Here is a 23,399-nt window from a genome sequence, read left to right as displayed (position 1 = left end):
TCTTTAGATTTTTTTTATCTGTTCATTTTGCCTTGATGCAAAACGAACCAAAAAATCAAAACGATTTATTAGGAAATTGCTAAAGCACCCTTCGCTAAAACATCTTGTTTTTAATTATTATTAACTTTAATACTTCAATACTAGATTCAAAATTTTAATAATCTCTTTAGCTCATTATTTCTGAAAATCGTTGTTTCCGACGTTGTCGAAATCACAAGTAGCATCATGTTTAAACCTCAATTTATAAAACAAGAAAGAATAAGCTTCACAATTTCAAAACTTCTATTTATTGACTATAAGTTACAAACAACTAAAAATTAAAGCTTTCAATAAAATTTCCAATTAATATAGGCACAGCAAATTCTCGTACTTTACTTAAAGAAACACCATTTACAGGAAGCGCTTTAGTATTTACAATCCAAAATTTAGTGTCTAAATGTTGATGTGATAACTTATGTATTATTGACTCCTTATTATATAGTACTAATTCGAATGTGTTTCCTTTTAATAGTTCATGGTTCTCAAGAAGGCTTTTAAAATCCTTTTCATTTATATTTTTTTCTGTTTCAACTAAAGGAAACTGATATAAATTTTGCCAAATACCTTTGCCCTCTCTCTTCTCTAAAATTGTTTTTTCATCTTCGGAAATAAACACTAAAAAATTAAAATACTTCTTCTTCGCTTTCGCGGATTTGATTTTAACAGGTAATTCAGCAATCCTGTTTTTATTAAATGCAACACAACTATCTGAAAATGGACAAATATTACAATATGGATTTTTGGGCTTGCATTGCGTTGCACCAAACTCCATAATAGCTTGATTAAATTCTGCAGGTTGCTTTACATCAATGAGTTTTTGAGCCAAAGCCTTAAACTCTTTTGCTCCTTTTGATGAGTTTATTGGAGTGTCAATGCCAAAATAACGAGATAACACGCGATACACATTCCCGTCTACAACCGCTGCAACCTCATTAAAACAAATGGAAGCTATGGCACTTGCAGTATAATCACCAACACCCTTTAACTTTAATAAGCCTTTATAATTATCTGGGAACGTTCCTTTTAGCTCATTCGCAACATATTTAGCAGAAGCGTGTAAATTTCTAGCACGAGAATAATAGCCAAGCCCTTGCCACAGTTTTAAAACATCGCTTTCATTGGCATTTGCCAAATCAAAAACACTTGGGTATTTACTAACAAAAGCTTCATAATAAGGTAACCCTTGTTTTACTTGAGTTTGCTGTAAAATAATTTCAGACAGCCAAATGTAATATGGGTTATTGGTTTCGCGCCAAGGCAATATTCTCTTATTGTTTGAATACCAATGTGTTAAGATTTTTGAAAATATCATAAATTCATTTAATCGAGCAAACAAAAATAAACGTTTATAATATTAAATTTTAGTGAATTAGGTTTGAAATATTGAATATTAAATTCCTATATTTGCATCCCTTTTAGAATTATTAGTAACACAATAAATAATATATTAAAATGACGAAGGCTGATTTAGTAGCAAAAATTTCTGAGAAATTAGGAATTGAAAAAGGAGATGTTCAAGCAACTGTTGAAACATTTATGGAAGAAGTAAAAACATCTTTAGAAGGTGGTGATAATGTTTACCTAAGAGGTTTTGGAAGCTTTATAATTAAAACAAGAGCTGAAAAAACTGGTAGAAACATATCTAAAAATACAACTATCAAGATACCTGCTCATAATATCCCTGCATTTAAGCCTGCAAAAGTTTTTGTAGAAGGCGTTAAAACAAATGTAGACGTTAAATAAAGTACCAAAGTGCTGATCACAATTCAGTATTAAAACGAATTATTAATTTAAAAATACACTATTTATGCCAAGTGGTAAAAAACGTAAAAGACATAAGGTAGCGACGCACAAACGTAAAAAACGTAGACGCGCTAACCGTCACAAGAAGAAAAAATAAATCAAAAAAGTAGTTAGATTAGCTACTTTTTTTGGTTTTAAAAAACAACAAGTTCATTGAAATGAGTTCATTAATTTTTTAACACCATTGGTGTTGTTTGAACTCCACGGATTAAAATCCTGTGAAAAAATAATGTTTAATCCATCCCGATTTATCGGGACAAAAATTAACTAAATGGATAAAGAATTGATCATTCGATCTAGTTCCGACGATGTTGATTTTGCCTTATTAAAAGATGGAAAACTTATTGAATTACAGAAAGATGAAGATAGTAACGACTTTGCTGTTGGTGATGTGTTTATAGCCAAAATCAGAAAAGCCGTTCCTGGACTAAATGCTGCATTTGTTAATGTAGGTTATGAGAAAGATGCATTTTTGCATTATCATGATTTAGGGCCAAAACTTCCTTCACTTTTAAAATTCACAAAACGTGTAAGCACAGGTAAACTAAAAGATTTTTCTTTAAAGAATTTCCCATTTGAAAAAGATATTGATAAAGACGGCAAAATTACTGACGCCTTAAAATCAAATCAATCGCTATTAGTACAAATTGTAAAAGAACCTATATCAACCAAAGGCCCTAGAATAAGCTCAGAGCTTTCTATTGCTGGAAGATATATTGTTTTAGTACCTTTTTCTAGTCGTATTTCTATTTCTCAAAAAATAGAAGACCGCGAAGAAAAAGATCGTTTAAAACGCTTGGTAAAAAGTATTACTCCTCAAGGTTTTGGCGTTATTGTTCGTACTGTAGCACAAGGCAAAAAAGTAGCAGAGCTAGATAAAGATTTACAAAATTTGCTTAGTCGTTGGACGGCAATGTGTAAAAAGCTACACAGAGCACATCACCCTAGTAAAGTATTAGGAGAAATGAATAAAGCCTCGTCAATTTTACGAGATATATTCAATGATACCTTTACAGGAATTACTGTTGATGACGAAGAGCTCTATTATCAAATTAAAGATTACGTGCAAGAAATTGCACCAAAAAAAGAATCAATAGTTAAATTGTATCAGTCTAAAGTTCCAATTTTTGAAAAATTTGGAATTGAAAGACAAATTAAAACCTCGTTTGGAAAAACCGTTTCTATGGCAAAAGGTGCCTATTTGGTAATAGAACATACCGAAGCCCTTCACGTTATAGATGTAAACAGCGGAAACCGCTCTAATAAAGCAAACAATCAAGAGGATACGGCATTAGAAGTTAATTTAATAGCTGCTACCGAAATGGCTCGTCAATTACGCTTGCGTGATATGGGAGGAATAATCGTAGTAGATTTTATAGATATGACTAGTGCAGAAAACAGGCAAAAATTGTTCAACCACCTTCGTGATGAAATGAAGGACGATAGAGCAAAACATAAAATATTGCCGCCAAGTAAATTTGGCTTGATACAAATTACTAGACAGCGTGTTCGCCCAGAAATGAACATTAAAACCCGCGAGGAAAATCCAGACGGAATTATTAATGGCGCTGAGGTTGAAGCACCAATAGGAATCGTGCAAAAAATAAATCACGACCTTGAAAAACTTATTAAAAAAGACTATAAAAAGTTGACTTTAAACACACATCCTTTTATAGCAGCCTTTTTAACAAAAGGTATTCCATCTGTGCGTTCTAAATGGTTTTTAGAGCACAAAAAATGGGTGAAAATTTTACCAAGAGATGCTTACACATACTTAGAATATCATTTTTTCGATAAAGATGGTAATCAAATTAAATAATTTAAAAAAACCCGCTACTTTTATAGTTAGCGGGTTTTTTGTTTTTAATACCTCAATTTAGATTACTATATTTGAGATTCTTAGACCATATCAACCTACTAAATATGTTTAAAATCAAGTTCTTATTCCTTTTTCTGTTCTTCGCAAATTTCAACCTATTTGCCCAAGATTTTACATCAATCTGGAATACCGAAAATATAGAATCTGGATCTTCTCTAATTAATCAAGTTACCATACCTACAAATCCTGCATTTATATATAACTATACTGTAAATTGGGGAGATGGAAATACAGATACAAATGTAGCTGGAGACATTACGCATACTTATGCCTCCCAAGGGCTTCATACCATATCAATTAGCGGAAACTTCCCATCTATCTACTTTAATGACGATGGAGATAAAATTAAAATTATAGAAATTTTAGATTGGGGCAATATACCATGGCAAACTATGGAAAATGCCTTTCATGGCTGTGAGAATTTAAATTTTGATGCGATTCCTGCTCCAGATTTAACTTTAGTAAATAGCCTTGAAAATATGTTTAAGGATTGTGATTCATTTAATGGAATCCTTAATAATTGGGACATAAGCACCATAACTAACTTATCAGGAACCTTTGATGGCTGTAACATTTTTAATAGACCATTAGATAAATGGAGTACAGAATCGGTAACCTTAATGGTGAGAACATTTAGAAACTGCTATGCTTTTAACGAACCCTTAGATAATTGGAATACAGCTTCTGTTGTAGACATGAATAATTTATTTAGCGGTGCCACACAATTTAACCAAAATATTGACAATTGGAATACAAGCCAAGTTACTAATATGTCTGGCACGTTTAATATAGCACTAGACTTTAATCAACCTTTAAATAATTGGAATGTAGACAAGGTTACCAATATGTCTAGAATGTTTTATAGATGTAGAGAGTTTAATCAGCCCTTAGATACTTGGAACGTGGATAATGTAACCACTATGAGAGAAATGTTTTATGGCTTTCTAGACATGCCTTTTAATCAACCTTTAAACAATTGGAATGTTAGTAATGTAACAGACATGGCCTATATGTTTAGACGTTGTGCCTCATTTAACCAACCCTTAAATAATTGGGATGTAAGTAGTGTAACAGACATGAGTAATATGTTTGAAGGTGCAGATAGCTTTAATCAACCTATTGAAGTTTGGGACGTAAGTCAAGTTACAAATATGAGGGCTATGTTTAATGCAGAAAGCCAAAGCATGGATTTTAACCAACCCCTTAATGGATGGACCGTTAGTATGGTAACAAACATGAGCCAGATGTTTAAAAATACTGATAGTTTTAATCAACCCTTAAACAATTGGGACGTAAGTGCTGTTTTAGATATGAGTGAAATGTTTAGTGGGAACGACGCATTCAATCAACCAATAGAGATTTGGGATGTTAGCAATGTAACAAATATGCGATCCATGTTTCAACAAACCACAAGCTTTAATCAACCTTTAAATAATTGGACTTTAACTAGCCTAACTAATAGTTCTGCTATGTTTTCCAATACCAGCCTGTTTAATCAACCTCTGGATAATTGGGACATGAGTCAGGTAACAAACATGAGCAACATGTTTAATAATGCCTCCGTTTTTAATCAAAACTTAGGAATTTGGAACATCTCTTCAGCAACCAATATGACCAATATGTTGTCCAATAGTGGTATTTCACAAGAAAACTACGATAACATTTTAATAGCATGGTCTTCTCAGACGGTTAATTCTAATGTCAACTTAGGAGCGACAAATCTACAATACTGCGATGCCTTAACCCAAAGACAAAGTTTAATTGATAACAATGCCTGGAACATTATTGGAGATGATGTAAACTGTTCTTATGTTTTATGTACCAATATAACCTCACCAATAAACGGTGATCAAAATGTACCAGCAAACTCTTCCATAAGATGGGAAGCTGCGCCAAACGCCGATGGTTATTATGTGAGTATTAGACGAGAAGATGACTTAGGAAACATTATACAAATTATTGCAGATAATCAAGATTTTGGAAATGTTCTGTTATTAAATTTCACTAACGAATTTTTACCAGGAGACAATGTTTTTGTGACTGTTGTACCTTATAATGATGAAGGACCCGCTACTGGATGTCAAGAAACAAGTTTTAAAACAGTAGAAAGTTGGGTAAATAGAACCGATGTTTTTAAAATTACTATTGATACAAGAAATTTAGATACAAACTCTACCGCAGCCAATCAATACCAAATTGAACTTAACGATGGTTATCCAGACTATCTTGATTACGATTTTAACATTGATTGGGGAGATGGACAATACAACAATAACGTTACAAACGATATTACTCATACCTATCTAAATCCGGGCATATATACTATAGCAATTATAGGAGATTTCCCTTCATATCGTCATACATCTAGTAATCGAGACAACCTTAAACTCATTTCAATGGATCAATGGGGTGATCAAGTTTGGGGCAGTATGAATCAAGCTTTTTATTTCTGTGAAAACATGGAATACAACGCTACCGATGTCCCAAATTTAACACAGGTAACTAACATGGCTAGCATGTTTAGAAGATGCGTTTTATTTAACACAGATATTAATAATTGGGAAGTAGGCAATGTTACTAATATGAGTAGCCTCTTTTCTCAATGCTCTATTTTTAATCAGCCTTTAGATTCATGGAGTGTTAGTAATGTAACTACAATGAGTAGCATGTTTAGTTCGGCAACTGTTTTCAATCAACCTATAGATGGTTGGGATGTTTCAAATGTTACGAGCATGAGTAGTATGTTCACTCAAACAGATGATTTTAATCAACCTCTAAATTCTTGGATTACTAACAATGTGACCAACATGAGTTATATGTTTTATTATGCAGAGGCATTTAACCAAGACTTAGGTAATTGGAATACAACTGCCGTTACAGATATGGAATCTATGTTTGAAAGAGCTCTAAGTTTTAATCAAAATATTGATGCATGGGATGTGAGTCATGTTACAAACATGGAAGCTATGTTTGAGAGAGCTACAAGTTTTAATCAACCATTAAACTCATGGGATGTAAGTGCTGTAACTACCATGAGCCAAATGTTTAGTAATGCAAGTGTCTTTAATCAAGAGCTAAATAACTGGCAAGTAGGCACAGTAACTAACATGCGAAGTATGTTTAGTTCTGCTACAAGTTTTAACCAAAATATCGATAACTGGAATGTTACCAACGTAACAAATATGGCTAGCATGTTTAGTTATGCAACAATGTTTAACCAACCTTTAAATAGCTGGGACGTTAACTCGGTAGTAAATATGTCTAGTATGTTTCGTGGTGCAGCAGTATTTAATTCGCCTTTAATCGATTGGGATGTAAGTGCAGTAGCTACAACAAGTAGTATGTTTCAAGATGCTACACTTTTTAATCAACCTATAAACACTTGGGATGTAAGCTCTGTAACTATTATGAGCAATATGTTTGAAGGGGCAAGTGCATTTAATAATTCACTTAGCAATTGGAATGTAGCCTCGGTAACAAATATGGAATCCATGTTTCAAGAAGCTACGGCATATAACAGAACCATGGAAAATTGGGATACTGGCGAAGTCCAGAACATGAAAGAAATGTTTAAAGAAGCATCATCTTTCAACCAAAATATTGATTCTTGGAATACTTCTTTTGTAACCACAATGGAAGCTATGTTTGAAGATGCCATTGTTTTTAACAATCCTATAGATTCTTGGAATGTAGCCTCTGTTACCACGATGGCAAAAATGTTTAAAGGCGCGCTTGAATTCAATCAAAATATTGATTCTTGGAATGTTAGAGGAGTTACCACTACCGAATACATGTTTAATGAAGCTCGTGCTTTTAATCAACCTCTAAATAACTGGCGTGTAACTAGTGTTAGTGACATGGACTATATGTTTGAAGATGCCATTGCGTTTAACCAGCCATTAGATAAATGGAATTTGGGTAACGTAAGCATGCGATCTACATTTGAAAATGCCACAGCCCTAAATCAATACCTTGGCGATTGGGATGTTAGTGGAGTAACCGACTTGAGAGATATGTTGGATAACACAGCATTAACAAGGGAAAATTATGATAGCACACTAGTCTCTTGGTCGGAGCAAACATTAATTCCTGGAATTACGTTAGGCGCAAACGGACTTTTATACTGTGATGCTTTAGAAGAAAGACAATCTATGATTGATACATACTCATGGACCTTTAATGGCGATATTCTGGACTGTCCACTTCCAGAATGTACCCAGTTAATATCTCCTTTAAATGGTGCAACAGATGTTCCTGTAAATACAAATTTAAGTTGGGAACCTGCACTTTATGCTAGAGGATATAGGATAACTGTTATTACACAACCTGGAAATATTACTCTTGTTAACAATGAAATTATTAACGCCAATACATCATATGAATTTGCTACAGATTTTCTTGGTGATGAAATTGTAGAAGTCACCATTACGCCTTTCAATGATGAAGGCGATGCAACAGGTTGTGCTCAAGAAAGCTTTACAATTAGTAGCGATAACACCCCTTCAATTCCAGAATGTACAACCTTAACCTATCCTTTAAATAACAGTACCGATATTGCTACTGATACTGATTTATCATGGTCTCCAATAGCAAATGCAGATGGTTATAATATTACAATGGGAACAAGCCCTGGCGGATCAGATATCCTAAATAATTTTGATGTTGATAATGTTACTAATTATGACTTACCATCTGATTTAGCAGAAGACACGACGTTCTATATTACCATTACACCATATAATTCTGAAGGTGATGCCGTAACGTGTACTGAAGAAAACTTCAAGACAGAACTTATTCCAGTACCACCAGCGTGCTCTACCTTTACAGAACCTTTAAATGGTGCCACAAATGTAGCTATAGAAACAGATTTAAGTTGGACTGCTGTACCAAATGCCACAGGATATTTACTTACAGTTGGTACAACAGGAGGCGGTATCGAAATATTAAACAGTATTGATGTTGAAAATGTAACCACATATGATCTTCTGGCAGACTTACCTACAAACAGACTCATTTTTGTTAACATAACACCTTATAATGATGTTGGTGATGCCACAGGTTGTACCGAACAAAGTTTTAGAACAGGAACTCCAGAAACTATTCCTGTATGTACAACATTATCTAGTCCGTTAAACGGCGATACGGATGTGGCTATTGACACAGATTTAACTTGGAATGCTATTGCAAATGCAACAGGTTACAGACTAACTGTTGGAACAACTTCGGGTGGAACCGATATTTTAAATAATGAAGATGTTGCTAACGTGACCACTTTCGATTTACCTGCCGATTTACCAGAAACATCAAGTATATTCGTGAACATTACACCTTATAATAATGTTGGCGATGCGGTGACATGTTCTGAAGAATCTTTCAGTACGGAAACACTAGAAACGATTCCTGTATGCACAACATTATCTAGTCCATTAAATGTTGATACTGAGGTAGCTATTGGCACAGACCTAACTTGGAATGCCATTGCAAATGCTACAGGTTACAGATTAACTATTGGAACAACTTCGGGTGGAACCGATATTTTAAATAATGAAGATGTTGCTAACGTGACCACTTTCGATTTACCTGCCGATTTAACTGAAACATCAACCATATTCGTAACCATTACACCTTACAATGCAGTTGGCGATGCCGTGACATGTTCTGAAGAATCTTTCATTACGGAAACACTAGAAACGATTCCTGTATGTACAACATTATCCAGTCCGTTAAACGGCGATACCGATGTGGCTATTAACACAGATTTAACTTGGAATGCTATTGCAAATGCGACAGGTTATAGACTAACTGTTGGAACAACTTCAGGTGGAACCGATATTTTAAATAATGAAGATGTTGCTAACGTGACCACTTTCGATTTACCTGCCGATTTACCAGAAACATCAACCATATTCGTGAACATTACACCTTATAATACTGTTGGCGATGCGGTGACATGTTCTGAAGAATCCTTCAGTACGGAAACACTAGAAACAATTCCTGTATGTACAACATTATCTAGTCCGTTAAACGGCGATACCGATGTGGCGATTGGCACAGATTTAACTTGGAATGCTATTGCAAATGCAACAGGTTACAGACTAACTGTTGGAACAACTTCAGGCGGAACCGATATTCTAAATAATGAAGATGTTGCTAATGTGACCACTTTCGATTTACCTGCAGATTTACCTGAAACATCAACCATATTCGTAACCATTACACCTTACAATGCAGTTGGCGATGCCGTGACATGTTCTGAAGAATCTTTCATTACGGAAACACTAGAAACGATTCCTGTGTGTACAACATTATCCAGTCCGTTAAACGGCGATACCGATGTGGCGATTGGCACAGATTTAACTTGGAATGCTATTGCAAATGCTACAGGTTATAGACTAACTGTTGGAACCACTTCTGGAGGAACCGATATTTTAAATAGCGAAGATGTTGGAGATATTAGAACATTCAATTTAGTTTCAGACCTGCCAGCAGACACAACAATTTTTGTAACTATCACGCCTTACAATAGCTTTGGCGATGCCATTACTTGTACACAAGAATCATTCAATATAAAACCTGAACCCTTAGTAGAATCCAAATACGGATTCTCACCAAATGGTGATGGCATAAACGATTTCTGGGAAATTAAAGGCATTGAAAATAGTCCCGATAATAGCGTAGATATATACAACCGTTGGGGCGATTTAGTATTCACAATCTCTAATTACAACAACCTATCAAACGTATTTAGAGGCGAAGCCAATAAACTAACAAAATCTGGAGCAGGAACATTACCAAGCGGTACATATTTCTTTCACATTAAAGTTACCGGAACACACAACTTAAAAAAACTAAAAGGCTTCGTAGTCATAAAGCGATAATCATAGTATGAATAGTAAAAACAACCGTTACGCTTTAACAGCCATTATATTTGTTTCCTTAATTAGCCATACTATTTTCGGACAACAAACACCTACATTTTCAGAGTATAATTATAATCCGTTTATCATTAACAGCGCCTACGCAGGACTCACACAAAATACTGAAATATCTATGAGCAATTCTGGATTTTTCAACGATTTTGAAGGCAGTCCAAGCAGTTTTTCACTTAGTGGTCATGGCCAAATGAACAGAGGAAAAGTTGGTGTTGGTGCAGGAATTATAAGAGACAAAATTGGGGTAACAACCTCAACAAGTTTTTTCGCTGCTTACTCGTATAAAATCTTTTTCGATTTTGATAGTAGTCGCCCCTATTGGCAACACTACTCGCCCGGAGTAATTTCATTTGGTATAACAGGTGGTGTACAGCAATATCAAGATAATTTAACCGAATTAGGCATTGTTAACGACCCTAATTTTGCGCAAGACATAAATACCACCATCCCAACAATAGGCTTAAGTTTCCTATTTAATCACGCCTCATTTTACGCTGGTTTTTCTGCTCCAAATGTCATGGGTAATTCTTTAGCAACCAATAAAGACGTAAAACTTAGCGAACCAGTTTATGGCTATTTTGGCTATAGATTCTTAAGCGATTCTTTCCAGAATATAATGATAAAGCCAAACGTGTTAATTAAGCACGAAAAAGGTGCGCCTATGCAAGTCGATTTTAATCTAGCAGCAAGCTTTAAAAATAAATTCGAAATTGGCGCTGGTTATAGAACAAGCTCATCCGTAAACCTACTAGCAGGCCTTTATTTATTTAATAATTTACGCTTTATATACACGTATAACGTTGCCTCAAACAATTCACCTTTGGGTAATAGCCACGGCCTAATATTAAGCATTCAATTTAAAGAAGGCTACGCTATAAACTAATCTTCTTATGTTATTTGGGCTTTACCCGAAAAGGGGCGGGGTATTTCACATCCATCTATACTATCTCTAAATATTTTCTTTTCATTAACTTTTAGTCCCCTATTAACTATAAAATGTTTAGGTAAATGGATAATATTGCCATAACTGTCGATAACCAAAATATCCCATTTTAAAACTCTAAATATTTTTTCAATGATGTGAAAAGTTGTTTTCATATATGTTACAAACAAGTTACAACTTCAAATATAGAGATATTCACCTACCGCATAACAATGATTTTATAAGAATTTTATTATATTAACTATATAAAACCTGAATTTTTAATTTTGTTTAGCACTACCACAAAGATTCAAATCCTAAAGATTCCTGCTATCGCAGGAATTAAGGTGCAGGGTTAGGCATAACTTGATGTACGGAATTAATTTGTTCTAAAAGGTCTTCACTTAAATTCACATCAATACTCGCAATATTTTCTTTAAGCTGGTCCATATTAGTTGCTCCAATAATAGTACTTGTAACGAAAGGGCGCTGGTTTACAAAAGCTAAACTCATTTGTGCTAAACTCATGTTATTAGCTTCTGCTATTTTTAAATATTTTCTTGCGGCTTCGCTTGCTTGTTCGCCACTATATCTTGCAAACCTCGGGAATAATTTTAGACGTGCATTGTCAGCAGCTGTTCCTTTTATGTATTTACCTGACAATACCCCAAATGCCATTGGCGAATAGGCTAATAAGCCAACATTTTCTCTAAGCGCTACTTCTGCTAAATCGGTTTCAAAAGTTCTGGTAAGCATTGAGTAGGCGTTTTGTATGGTTACTACTCTTGGTAAATTATGGTGTTTTGATTCTTCTAAATAGCGCATAGTTCCCCATGCGTTTTCGTTAGAGATACCTATATTTCTGATTCTACCTGCTTTAATTTCGGCATCTAAACTATGCAGGATTTCATTAAAATTGTCTTTCCATTTTGTATCGAGATTAAAATTTCTAACCCCAAATCGGTTGGTATTACGTTCTGGCCAATGCAGTTGGTATAAATCTATATAATCGGTTTGCAATCTTTGTAGCTCTAAATCGATGGCTTCTTTAATAGCACTTGGGCTAAATCCTGTTGTGCGGATATGCGCCGTATAATCGCCAGGCCCTGCAATTTTTGAGGCTATAACAACTTGATCTCTATTACTTGATTTTTTTAACCAAGTGCCTATAATTTTACTGGTTCTACCGCTTATTTCTGCTGTGGCTGGCACAGGATATAATTCTGCAGTATCAATAAAATTAACACCTTGGTCTATAGCGTAATCTAGTTGCTCATGGCCTTCGGATTCGGTGTTTTGATTTCCCCAGGTCATAGAACCTAAGCATATTTTACTAACTTTTATATTGGTGTTTGGGAGTGTTGTGTATTTCATGTTTTATTTTTGTGGAAGTGTAAAGATAAAAAACCGTTAAAAGCCATTTTAGCTTTTAACGGTTTTTTATGCGTTAGGGATTGAGGCATTTGTTGAAGCTCTCCCGATTTTTCATCGGGAAGCGACTGCCGAAAGCCCGACCGCCTGCCCTGAGCGTAGACGAAGGGTGCGGTAACGCCCACTTCTAGATACATCCCGAAATGAATTCGAGACACTCGCAGCGACACTTACTCGCTTAACAACTTAGAAAGTTCGTCTAACTTTGGTGTTAAAATAACTTCTATACGTCTGTTTTTTGCTTTTCCTTCTTTGGAATCGTTAGAGGCTACCGGAGCAAACTCGCCACGACCTGCTGCGGTTAAATTCTCTGGATTTATACTATTGTTTTGTCTCAATATATTAACGATTGCCGTAGCTCGTTTTGTTGACAAATCCCAGTTGCTTGTTAAAGTTCCGTTGCCTTTATACGGTACATTATCTGTATGACCTTCAATTAATACGGCAATATCTGGATTGTCTCCAAGTACAGTACCTAGTTGCTTTACAGCTCTTGTTCCTTCTGAACCTACAGCCCAACTTCCTGAGCTAAAAAGCAATTTGTTTTCCATAGAGACATAAACTTTTCCGTCGCGTTGCTCTACGGTTAACCCTTTACCCTCAAAATCTGTTAAGGCTCTTGAAATGGCATTTTTAAGCGCCGTCATTGCGGCATCTTTAGAAGCGATAACTTGCTCTAATTCTGCCACACGGTTTGAGCGATCTTCCAACTCTTTTTTAAGTTTTGCTAGTCTTGCATTTTCTGCCGCTAAAGCTTGCTCTTTAGCTTCTAACTGCGCTAATAATTCTCTGTTTTTTTGAGAATTTGCTGCAATGGATGCCGAACTATTTTTCTCTAAAGCATCGTAAGAGGCTTTTAAATTATCTAAATTCGATTTAGCGGCATTATACTCGCCTTGCAATTTATCGCGTTGCGCTACTGCTTCATCATAAGCCGATTGTAATTGCTTTAATTCGTTTTCGGCTGCGGTTTTAGCACTTAAAAGTGTTTCGTTGTTATTTGATAACTTTTTATTTTCCTTTTTTAAATCGGCATATTTTGCTTCTAACTCTTTATACACTTTTGGTGATACGCACGAGGCTAAAATTACTAAGGCAAATACGGCGAATAGGCTTTTTTTAATCATCTTGTTTGGGTTCATTTATTATTTAATTATTTTATTTCTACTAAAATAGGACAATGGTCGCTATGAACTGCTTCCGACAATATAACGGCTCTTTTTATGTTTTCTTGTAATGGTTTTGAAACCATGGCATAATCTAATCGCCAACCTTTGTTATTGGCACGTGAATTGGCACGGTAACTCCACCAGCTATATTGTTGTAAATCAGGATTTAAAAACCTAAAAGAATCAATAAATCCGCTATCTATAAAACTACCTATCCACTCGCGTTCTACAGGTAAAAATCCTGAAACACCTTTCATTTTTGGGTTATGAATATCCATTTCTTCATGGCAAATATTATAATCGCCACAAATAACAAGGTTTGGTGTTTCTTTTTTAAGATTGTTTATATAGTCTTGAAACAGGTCCATATATTCCAATTTATGATTTAATCTGGCATCGTTTGTACCTGATGGTAAATACAAACTCATTACTGAAACGCCATCATAATCGGCACGAATATTTCTGCCTTCAAAATCCATAGATTCAATTCCGGTGCCATATTCAATATGATTAGGTTCTGTTTTACTTAAAATAGCCACACCACTATAGCCTTTTTTTTGCGCACTATACCAGTAATTATATTTGTAACCGGCGTCTTCAAAAAGACTTAAATCTAATTGCTCTTCCATGGCTTTGATTTCTTGCAAACAAACAACATCTGGATTTGCTGCTTTTAACCAATCTATAAAACCTTTATTGATTGCTGCGCGTATACCGTTTACGTTATAGGATATAATTTTCATTTGATTGAATAAGTGTTTCAGCTAAAATAAATAATGCGTTACTTTTACACTATTAAATTAAGTGAGATTTAACTATTTTTTTTAACAATTAGATTGAATAGATGAGATCCCGATATAAAAATCGGGATTAGTTCGACCATCTATTTTAAAAGCACCTTTGGCGCTTCTTAAAAAAGGGTCTCACTAAAATATTTTAAGCGATTTACAGTTTAAGTATCTGATGAAGTTTTTTACATGCATTCTTATGGTTTCTATTTGTTTTTGCGGGTTTTCGCAAAATCAAAACTCGAACTATAAAACTAAAAAAGTTGCTGTAAAAAACACCATCCTAATTGATAGTGTTAGTATTAATTCTAATTCATTTTCAGTTAGAAAAAAAGATAATAGCATTATTGATTCCACTTACTATTCTGTAGATTTTAAAAAAGCAATGTTAAGGTTTAAAAAGCCTATTGAAACAGATTCAATAATTATAAACTACCTAAAGTTCCCTGAATTCTTAACGAAAACCTACAAACAACTGGATGAAAATATTATTGTTGAAAGCAATAGTAATAATCAAAACTTATACAAACTAACACAACCCAATACAGAGAACAATTTTGTTCCTTTTGATGGCTTAACAACTTCTGGAAGTATTTCCCGTGGGATTACGGTTGGTAATAATCAAAACTCAGTTTTAAATAGTGAACTAGACCTTCAGATAACAGGAAAACTAAATGATAAGGTTTCATTAAGGGCGTCCATTCAAGATGCAAATATTCCTTTACAGGAAAGTGGTTACAGTCAACGTTTAGATGAGTTCGACCAAGTTTTTATCGAATTATTTAGCGACCGATGGAATGTTCGTGCTGGTGATATTGATTTGATGAATACCAATTCTTATTTCGCCAATTTTTCAAAACGTGTACAAGGTTTAAATTTTAATGTTAAATTAGGAGAAGAAGATAATCGAACGAATTTATTTGCTGCTGGTGCCATTGTACGCGGGCAGTTTACAACTAGTCAATTTACAGCACAAGAAGGGAATCAAGGACCATATAAATTGCAAGGAACCAATGGCGAATTGTTTGTTCTTATTGTATCTGGTAGCGAGACGGTTTATGTAAACGGCATTCCTATTAAACGTGGCGAAGATCAAGATTATATTATCGATTATAATGCAGGCGAAATTATTTTCAACTCTACATACCCGATAACTTCCGAAATGCGAATTACGGTAGATTACCAATATAGCGATCGTAATTATTCACGTTTTGTAGCTTACGGTGGAGGGAACTATGAAAGCGAAAAGTTAAAAATAGGAGTTTCTGTTTATTCTGAAAATGATGCTAAAAACCAACCTTTACAGCAAAACTTATCAGAAGAACAAGTTCAAATTCTAGCGAATGCCGGTGATGATAGAACGCAAATGGTCGCACCGTCTGAAGTTAGAGAGGAATTAAACGACAACAGAATCTTATATAAAAAGGAGTTGATTGGTGGTGATGAAGTTTTTGTGTTTTCAAATGACCCCGATGATGAGTTATATCGCGTTACCTTTACGCTAGTTGGCGACGGCCTAGGTGATTATGAATTGAGTAACATTAACGCCATTAACAACATCTATGAGTACGTTGGTTTAAATCTTGGAAATTACGCTCCTATAGTCCAACTTGTGGCGCCAACCAAACTACAAATAGCTGTTTTAAATGGACGTTACATACCTTCTGAAAAAACCAATATTAGTTTTGAGGCTTCTGGAAGCAAGAATGATTTAAATGCGTTTTCAAATTTAGATGATGAAAATAACGATGGGTTTGCTGGAAAAATTAATATCAATCAAACAATAGTAAAAAAAGATAGCCTTTGGAATGTAGATGTTTATGCAGATAGCGATTATATAAGTTCGAACTATAGAAATATTGAAGGCTTATACAATCCAGAATTTAACCGCGATTGGAATTTAGACCTTAGTAATACAAATGGAATTGGACTTAATTTAGGGAATCAATTACTTTTAAATTCTGGCTTTAAAATGTTTCATCATGAAAAAGGCAACTTTAATTATCAATTTGAGCATTTAAATTTCTCTGATGGTTTTAATGGAAACCGACATATAGCCCATGCTAATTTGTTTTTAAAGAGATTCAATATTTTTTCAACTTCAAGTTATCTAGACGCAAATTCTAGCGTAAACACCTCAACTTTTTTAAGGTCTTACAACCGGATAACTTATAGCATGAAAAAAAGTTGGGTTGGTACAAAAATAGCAGTTGAAAATAATGAACAACGCATTACATCTACTCAAGAATTAACTGCTTTAAGCCAAAAATTTAAATCTTATGAAGTCTTTTTTGGAGTTGGTGACAGCACCAGTATTTTCACCGAAATAGGCTATAAAAATCGTGTAAATGATAGTATTCGAAACAACGAATTGCAAAAAGTAAATACTTCAAATACGTTTTATTTAGACTCTAGACTGATAAAAAACAAAAACACCAATCTGTCTTTATATGCTAATTATAGAACATTAAAAAACACAGATAAATCTATAGACGACGAAAACTCTATAAACTCAAGATTACAATTCAACCAGAAGCTTTTTAAACAAATTATTCAATGGAACACCATTTTTGAAACTAACTCTGGCCAATTAGCACAACAAGATTTTACTTATGTTGAAGTTGAAGCAGGACAAGGCACCTACACATGGAATGATTATAACGAAAACGGGATTCAAGAACTAGAAGAATTCGAGATTGCCCAATTTCAAGATCAAGGCATATATATTCGAGTACTGCTCCCTAATCAGGTTTTTATAAAAACACACCAAAATAGGTTGAGCCAAACGTTGACATTGAATCCGGCACAATGGTCGGTTTCAGAAAATAAATCTCAAAAATTTTGGTCTCATTTTTACAACCAAACCAGTTATTTAATCGACAGAAAGATAAAAAGAGAAGGCAGTAACTTTAATTTAAACCCATTTAATAATAACGAAGAAGACCAGTTAGGCTTACAATTAAACTTTAGAAACGTTTTGTTTTTTAATAGAGGAAAACAGCATTACACCACGTCTTATACTTTTTTAGACAATACAACTAGAAGCGTTTTATCTGTTGGTTTTATAGAGAATGGTTTAAAAAGTCATCAATTTAATTTTAATCATAAAATATCTGGAAACTGGTTAATTAATATGCTTTCAGCTTTTGACAATAATGAAAGTATAAGTGAAAACTTTGCAAGCAAAAATTATAATTTTGATGAGACCAGATTCAACCCTAAGCTATCTTACTTATTTAACGATAATTCTAGTTTTGATGTGTTTTACCAATATGCCAGTAAAAATAATACTATTGGAGATTTAGAAGCTTTAAAGCAACAGAAATATGGCATGTCTTTTAGTTTAGCAAGTAGCCAACAAAGTGCTATTAATGGTGAGTTTAATTTCTTTTCGAACAATTTTACTGGAAATGCGAATACACCCGTAGCATATCAACTACTAGAAGGTTTACAACCAGGAAAAAACTTTACTTGGAGTTTACTAGCGCAAAAAAAACTGACTAAGTTTTTAGATTTAAACCTTAGCTATTTTGGCAGAAAAACAGAAACTAGTAGAACGATACATTCTGGTTCCATACAGTTAAAGGCATATTTTTAAATACTTATGTAATATATGGCACATATTAAAATTTGTTTTTTAATATCTTTGTAAAGGTATGAGTAAACTAATTGTCATAATTTATTCTTTTTTGATTCTCGTTCAAAGTTTCAATATTAACATTGAAGATATTTCAAAATTCAATGCGTTGTTGGAACATGCCAACTATCATCAAGACATGTATGGCGATGATTTTTTTGATTTTTTATCTGAGCATTACGGAGAGAAAATGGCTTCTCATCAAGATAAACATCAAGAGCACGAGGATTTGCCTTTTAAAGATAGTCATCATATGTTTTCGCATATAAACACCTCTTTTGTTCTTTTTGATTCGATAGTAAACCCGCTTTATTTCCCATCATCTATAGACGTTTCTCTTAACTTTCTTTATAAAGAGCAACATTCAGTTTTCGAGAAACTTCCTGTTTTTCAACCTCCCAAATCCGCATAATTCATTAGTGATTCAAGTCATTTTTTAATAAGCTATTTATCAATAGCTTACACTATCTATTTATGAATTATGTTAGAAAATATTATAAAATTCAGCTTAAAAAATAAGTTTGTTATTCTACTATTTATAGCTTCTGTTATCGGTTTCGGTATTTATTCGTTGGCTCAAATTCCTATTGGAGCTGTACCCGATATTACAAACAACCAAGTACAAGTTATTACAACGTCCAGAAATTTATCTACACAAGATGTTGAACAATTTATCACCTATCCTGTTGAGTTGGAAATGGCAAATTTACCTGGTGTAGAGGAAATAAGATCCGTTTCAAAATTCGGCTTATCAGTTGTAACTATTGTTTTTAATGATAATATGGGCACTTATCTACCCAGACAATTAATTGCAGAAAAAATAAAATCAGCTTCAGAGAAAATCCCGGAAGGCTTTGGCGCACCAGAAATGGGGCCAATAACAACAGGTTTAGGAGAAATTTACCAATATATTCTTGATGTTAAGCCCGAATTTAAAGACCGCTATTCGGTTACCGAACTGCGTACCATTCAAGATTGGATTGTAAAAAGACAGCTATCTGGTATTCCTGGAGTTGTTGAAGTTAATACTTGGGGTGGTTTTTTAAAGCAATATGAAGTTGCCATAAATCCCCAAAAACTTAAAGCAATGAATATTAATTATATTGATATTTTTAACGCTTTAGAAAAAAATAATAGCGTTGCAGGTGGCGGTTATATTGAAAAAACCAACAAAGCCTTTTTTATACGCGGTGAAGGTTTAGTAACCTCTCTAAAAGATATTGAAAATATTGTAATAAAAAATGAAACCTTACCTGTTTACATAAAAGACGTTGCAGAAGTAGGCTTTGGAAGCGCTACCAGATTTGGAGCCATAACCGGAAATGGAGAGGGCGAAAAAGTACTTGGGCAAGTGATGATGCTTAAAGATGGTAACTCTAAAGAAGTAATTGACGCGGTTAAAGAACGTGTGGCTTCCATACAAAGTTCGTTGCCGGAAGGTGTTTATATAAATGGATTTTTAGAGCGAAGTGAACTTATTGGTAAAACAACTTTCACGGTGGCCGAAAACTTAATACTAGGATCACTCATCGTTATTTTTGTTGTGGTTTTACTTTTAGGAAATATTCGTTCTGGTCTGGTTGTGGCTTCGGTGATTCCGTTAAGCTTACTATTTGCCATTTCGTTAATGAATATTTTTGGTATTGATGCTAACTTAATGAGTCTTGGTGCTATTGATTTTGGAATCATCATCGATGGTGCTGTTATTATAGTGGAGTTTATTGCATTTAGAATTACTGCTCAAAGTTCGAAAATAAAAACACTATCCAAAACTGATCAACAATCGAGTATTGACACGATCACGCAAAAAAGTGCTTCAAAAATGATGAATTCTGCCATATTTGGTCAGCTTATCATTCTTATCGTTTTCATTCCTATTTTATCCTTAAGCGGTGTGGAAGGCAAAATGTTTAAACCTATGGCATTAACCTTCAGTTTTGCATTGGTTGGTGCTATGTTATTCTGTTTAACCTATGTGCCTGTAATATCATCTATGTTTTTAAAACCAGACAAACAAAGTGATAAAAACATATCGGTTAGGTTAATGACATTTTTAACAAAAATATATAAACCCTCTATAAATTGGGCTTTAGAGCACAAGAAAATAGTGGTTTCATTAGCTGGTATTTTATTAGCATTTAGCATTTGGTTATTCAGCACAATGGGTGGCGAATTCGTCCCAACTTTAGATGAAGGTGATTTTGTAATTCAACCTGTTTTAAAAACAGGAACTTCATTAGGAAAAACCATAGAAATTACCACAAAAATTGAACAAATTCTTTTAGATAATTTCCCTGAAGTTGATCAAGTTGTTAGCAGAATAGGTGCTGCGGAAGTCCCAACAGACCCCATGAGTATGGAAGAAAGTGACGTTATCATCAAACTGAAACCAAAAGGCGAATGGACTTCGGCATCGAGTAAAGATGAATTAGCTGATAAATTCAAAGAAGCATTAACCATTATTCCTGGTATGGAAGTGGAATTTACACAACCCATAGAAATGCGATTTAACGAACTAATAACGGGTGTTAGAGCCGATGTTGCCATTAAAATATTTGGTGAAGATTTATCGGTTTTAGCAAATAAAGCTAACCAAATAAAATCGCTCATTAAAAATGTGGAAGGTGCATCAGATATAATAATTGAAAAAGTTGAAGGTTTACCTCAAATGAGCGTAACCTATAACCGAAGCAAAATAGCGCGCTACGGATTAAACATTGCAGATGTTAATCAATTAATTTCAATGGGTTTTGCAGGCGAAAACGTTGGAACTGTATTTGAAGGCGAAAAACGATTTGATATGGTGGTTCGATTGGATAAAGCACATCGAAAAGATATCGGAAATCTTAAAAATTTATATGTAGATACGCCTAGTGGAGCAAAAATCCCTCTTAATGAATTAGCAGAAATAAAATACACAACGGGTCCCGCAAAAATTTCGAGAGACGATACCAGACGACGCATTGTGGTGGGTATAAACGTTAGAAATAGAGATTTACAATCGGTTGTTGATGATGTTCAAAGTATTATTGAAAAGAAATTAAAACTTCCAGTAGGCTACAGTATTACTTATGGTGGTCAATTTGAAAACTTACAAAGTGCCAAAGCGCGGTTAATGATAGCGGTTCCAATCGCATTAGTTCTAATATTTATTCTATTGCATTTTGCTTTTGGATCTGTTAAAGAAGCCCTTATGGTGTATTCTGCAATTCCGCTTTCTGCGGTTGGTGGCGTTTTACTTTTATGGTTAAGAGATATGCCTTTTAGTATTTCTGCAGGTGTTGGTTTTATTGCGCTATTTGGTATCGCCGTTTTAAACGGTATCGTTTTAATCGAGCATTTTAAGGAATTAAAAGAGCAAGGCATAACAAACATTAGTGAACGTGTTAAAAGAGGAACTATCGAACGTTTAAGACCAGTAATATTAACCGCGGCAGCAGCAGCTCTAGGGTTTTTACCCATGGCCATTTCTACAAATGCAGGTGCAGAAGTGCAACGTCCTTTAGCAACAGTTGTTATTGGTGGTTTGGTTACCGCAACCATTTTAACCCTCATTGTTTTACCAGTTTTGTATGCTTGGTTTGAAGAAAAAACTGAAATTAAAATGAATAAAAAAACAGTAGCATCGGTAATAATTATTTTACTGTCGCTAAACATAAATGCACAAAATAATCCTTTAAGTGTTGACGAAGCTGTTCATATAGCAATTGAAAATAATTCGAATTTAAAAGCATCGTCTTTAAAAACAAATGAATCTGAAGCTTTAATTGGAAGTGCTTTTAGTTTCGATAAAACATCGGTTTATTATAATTACGATGAGAATAACATGGCTATAAATGGTGAACCTTTAAAGGTTTTTGGAGTTGCTCAAGATTTTAAATTTCCAACCGTTTATTTTGCAGACAAGAAAGTGAATAAAGCAAAATTCAATGTTCAGAAATCTAATTACAACATCAAATTAGAGGTTTTAAAACGCGATGTTCATTTAGCCTATTCCAATTTAAGTTGTGCCAAAAATAAAGCTAAAACGTATAAATTTCTAGACAGCTTATATGAGAAATTTGTTAGTGCATCTACTCGCAGGTTCGAGTTAGGAGAAACTAATTATTTAGAAATGATTAGCGCAAAATCTAAACGAAAACAACTTGAAACCGTTTATAAACAAGCGCAACAAGATGTGATATTAGCAAAAGAACAATTAAAAAAGTTGGTGCAAATAGATACATTTTCAATTTCTGATGAAGAGCTTGAAAAATTAGAATTACAAGATTTTTCAGTCGATAATAATATTGGATTCTCTTTCTATGAAAATTCTCAAGCGTATTACAAAGCACTAAATCAACAAGAAAAACAAAACCTATTGCCAGATTTAAGTGTAGAATATTTTCAAGGTACCAATAGCACTTTAAACACGAATATTAAAGGCTATCAATTTGGAGTAAAAATCCCTTTATTTTTTAGTGGAAACAGTTCAAAAATAAAAGCTTCTAAAATTGCACAAGAAGCTATTGAAGCCGAAAAAGAAGACTATACCATCAAATTAAACGCTGAATATAAAATGCTATTGGCAAAACTTCAGCAACACAATGAGGCTATTAGTTATTACGAAACCCAAGGTAAAACGCTTTCAGAAGAAATAATAAAAACTGCTGAACGTACTTTTAAAGAAGGCGAAATTGATTTCTTTCAATACATACAAAGTATAGAAACGGCAACCGATATTGAACTTTCTTACCTCGACAATCTAAATGCATATAACCAAACTATAATTGCTATCAATTATTTAATACTATAAAAAA

12 protein-coding genes are annotated in these 23,399 nt (G+C 34.0%); 7 read left to right on the top strand and 5 right to left on the bottom strand.

Going from position 1 to position 23,399, the window contains the following annotated elements; translation table 11 throughout:
• Nucleotides 1-310: 310 nt before the first annotated feature.
• On the bottom strand, nt 311-1,351 hold the full coding sequence (mutY, locus tag SJY43_RS05580) for an A/G-specific adenine glycosylase (RefSeq protein WP_396602859.1): 1,041 nt from the start codon (nt 1,349-1,351) through the stop codon (nt 311-313).
• Nucleotides 1,352-1,491: 140 nt separating this feature from the next.
• Here mutY and SJY43_RS05575 point away from each other — a divergent pair, with 140 nt between their 5' ends.
• The 4 genes from SJY43_RS05575 to SJY43_RS05560 all read left to right on the top strand — a co-directional run bounded on the left by SJY43_RS05575 (nt 1,492) and on the right by SJY43_RS05560 (nt 11,536).
• Complete coding sequence (locus tag SJY43_RS05575) at nt 1,492-1,782, top strand: HU family DNA-binding protein (protein ID WP_055442767.1); 291 nt, start codon at nt 1,492-1,494, stop codon at nt 1,780-1,782.
• Between the two features lie 331 nt (nt 1,783-2,113).
• Nucleotides 2,114-3,661: an Rne/Rng family ribonuclease gene (locus SJY43_RS05570; protein ID WP_396602858.1), complete on the top strand. Its 1,548-nt coding sequence runs from the start codon at nt 2,114-2,116 to the stop codon at nt 3,659-3,661.
• A 104-nt stretch (nt 3,662-3,765) separates the two neighbouring features.
• Nucleotides 3,766-10,599 carry a BspA family leucine-rich repeat surface protein gene (locus SJY43_RS05565; RefSeq protein WP_396602857.1) on the top strand — a complete coding sequence of 2,278 codons (6,834 nt, stop codon included), beginning with the start codon at nt 3,766-3,768 and terminating at the stop codon, nt 10,597-10,599.
• A gap of 7 nt (nt 10,600-10,606) precedes the next feature.
• Nucleotides 10,607-11,536 (top strand): PorP/SprF family type IX secretion system membrane protein, encoded by a 930-nt coding sequence (locus SJY43_RS05560; protein WP_396602856.1) that lies wholly within the window; start codon nt 10,607-10,609, stop codon nt 11,534-11,536.
• A gap of 5 nt (nt 11,537-11,541) precedes the next feature.
• Here SJY43_RS05560 and SJY43_RS05555 read toward each other — a convergent pair whose 3' ends face one another.
• The 4 genes from SJY43_RS05555 to SJY43_RS05540 all read right to left on the bottom strand — a co-directional run bounded on the left by SJY43_RS05555 (nt 11,542) and on the right by SJY43_RS05540 (nt 14,918).
• Nucleotides 11,542-11,751 carry a hypothetical protein gene (locus SJY43_RS05555; protein ID WP_396602855.1) on the bottom strand — a complete coding sequence of 70 codons (210 nt, stop codon included), beginning with the start codon at nt 11,749-11,751 and terminating at the stop codon, nt 11,542-11,544.
• A 166-nt stretch (nt 11,752-11,917) separates the two neighbouring features.
• On the bottom strand, nt 11,918-12,949 hold the full coding sequence (locus SJY43_RS05550) for an aldo/keto reductase (protein WP_396602854.1): 1,032 nt from the start codon (nt 12,947-12,949) through the stop codon (nt 11,918-11,920).
• A gap of 227 nt (nt 12,950-13,176) precedes the next feature.
• Entirely contained in the window at nt 13,177-14,133 is a 957-nt protein-coding gene (locus SJY43_RS05545; protein WP_396603391.1) for an OmpA family protein, read from the bottom strand.
• 26 nt (nt 14,134-14,159) lie between these two features.
• Nucleotides 14,160-14,918: an exodeoxyribonuclease III gene (locus tag SJY43_RS05540; RefSeq protein WP_396602853.1), complete on the bottom strand. Its 759-nt coding sequence runs from the start codon at nt 14,916-14,918 to the stop codon at nt 14,160-14,162.
• Between the two features lie 220 nt (nt 14,919-15,138).
• Between SJY43_RS05540 and SJY43_RS05535 the strand changes: the two genes are divergently transcribed.
• The 3 genes from SJY43_RS05535 to SJY43_RS05525 all read left to right on the top strand — a co-directional run bounded on the left by SJY43_RS05535 (nt 15,139) and on the right by SJY43_RS05525 (nt 23,395).
• A complete protein-coding gene (locus tag SJY43_RS05535) occupies nt 15,139-18,561 on the top strand; it encodes a hypothetical protein (protein WP_396602852.1) in 3,423 nt (1,140 codons plus the stop codon).
• 58 nt (nt 18,562-18,619) lie between these two features.
• Nucleotides 18,620-19,012, top strand: a complete 393-nt coding sequence (locus tag SJY43_RS05530) for a hypothetical protein (protein ID WP_396602851.1) — start codon at nt 18,620-18,622, stop codon at nt 19,010-19,012.
• A 69-nt stretch (nt 19,013-19,081) separates the two neighbouring features.
• The gene (locus tag SJY43_RS05525; RefSeq protein ID WP_396602850.1) at nt 19,082-23,395 is read left to right on the top strand and encodes a CusA/CzcA family heavy metal efflux RND transporter; all 4,314 of its coding nucleotides are present in this window, start codon (nt 19,082-19,084) and stop codon (nt 23,393-23,395) included.
• The last annotated feature ends 4 nt before the right edge of the window (nt 23,396-23,399 follow it).

This window comes from Algibacter sp. R77976 (genome assembly GCF_044594645.1).
Lineage (GTDB): Bacteria > Bacteroidota > Bacteroidia > Flavobacteriales > Flavobacteriaceae > Algibacter_B.
This window is presented reverse-complemented; position numbering and strand designations above follow the sequence as displayed.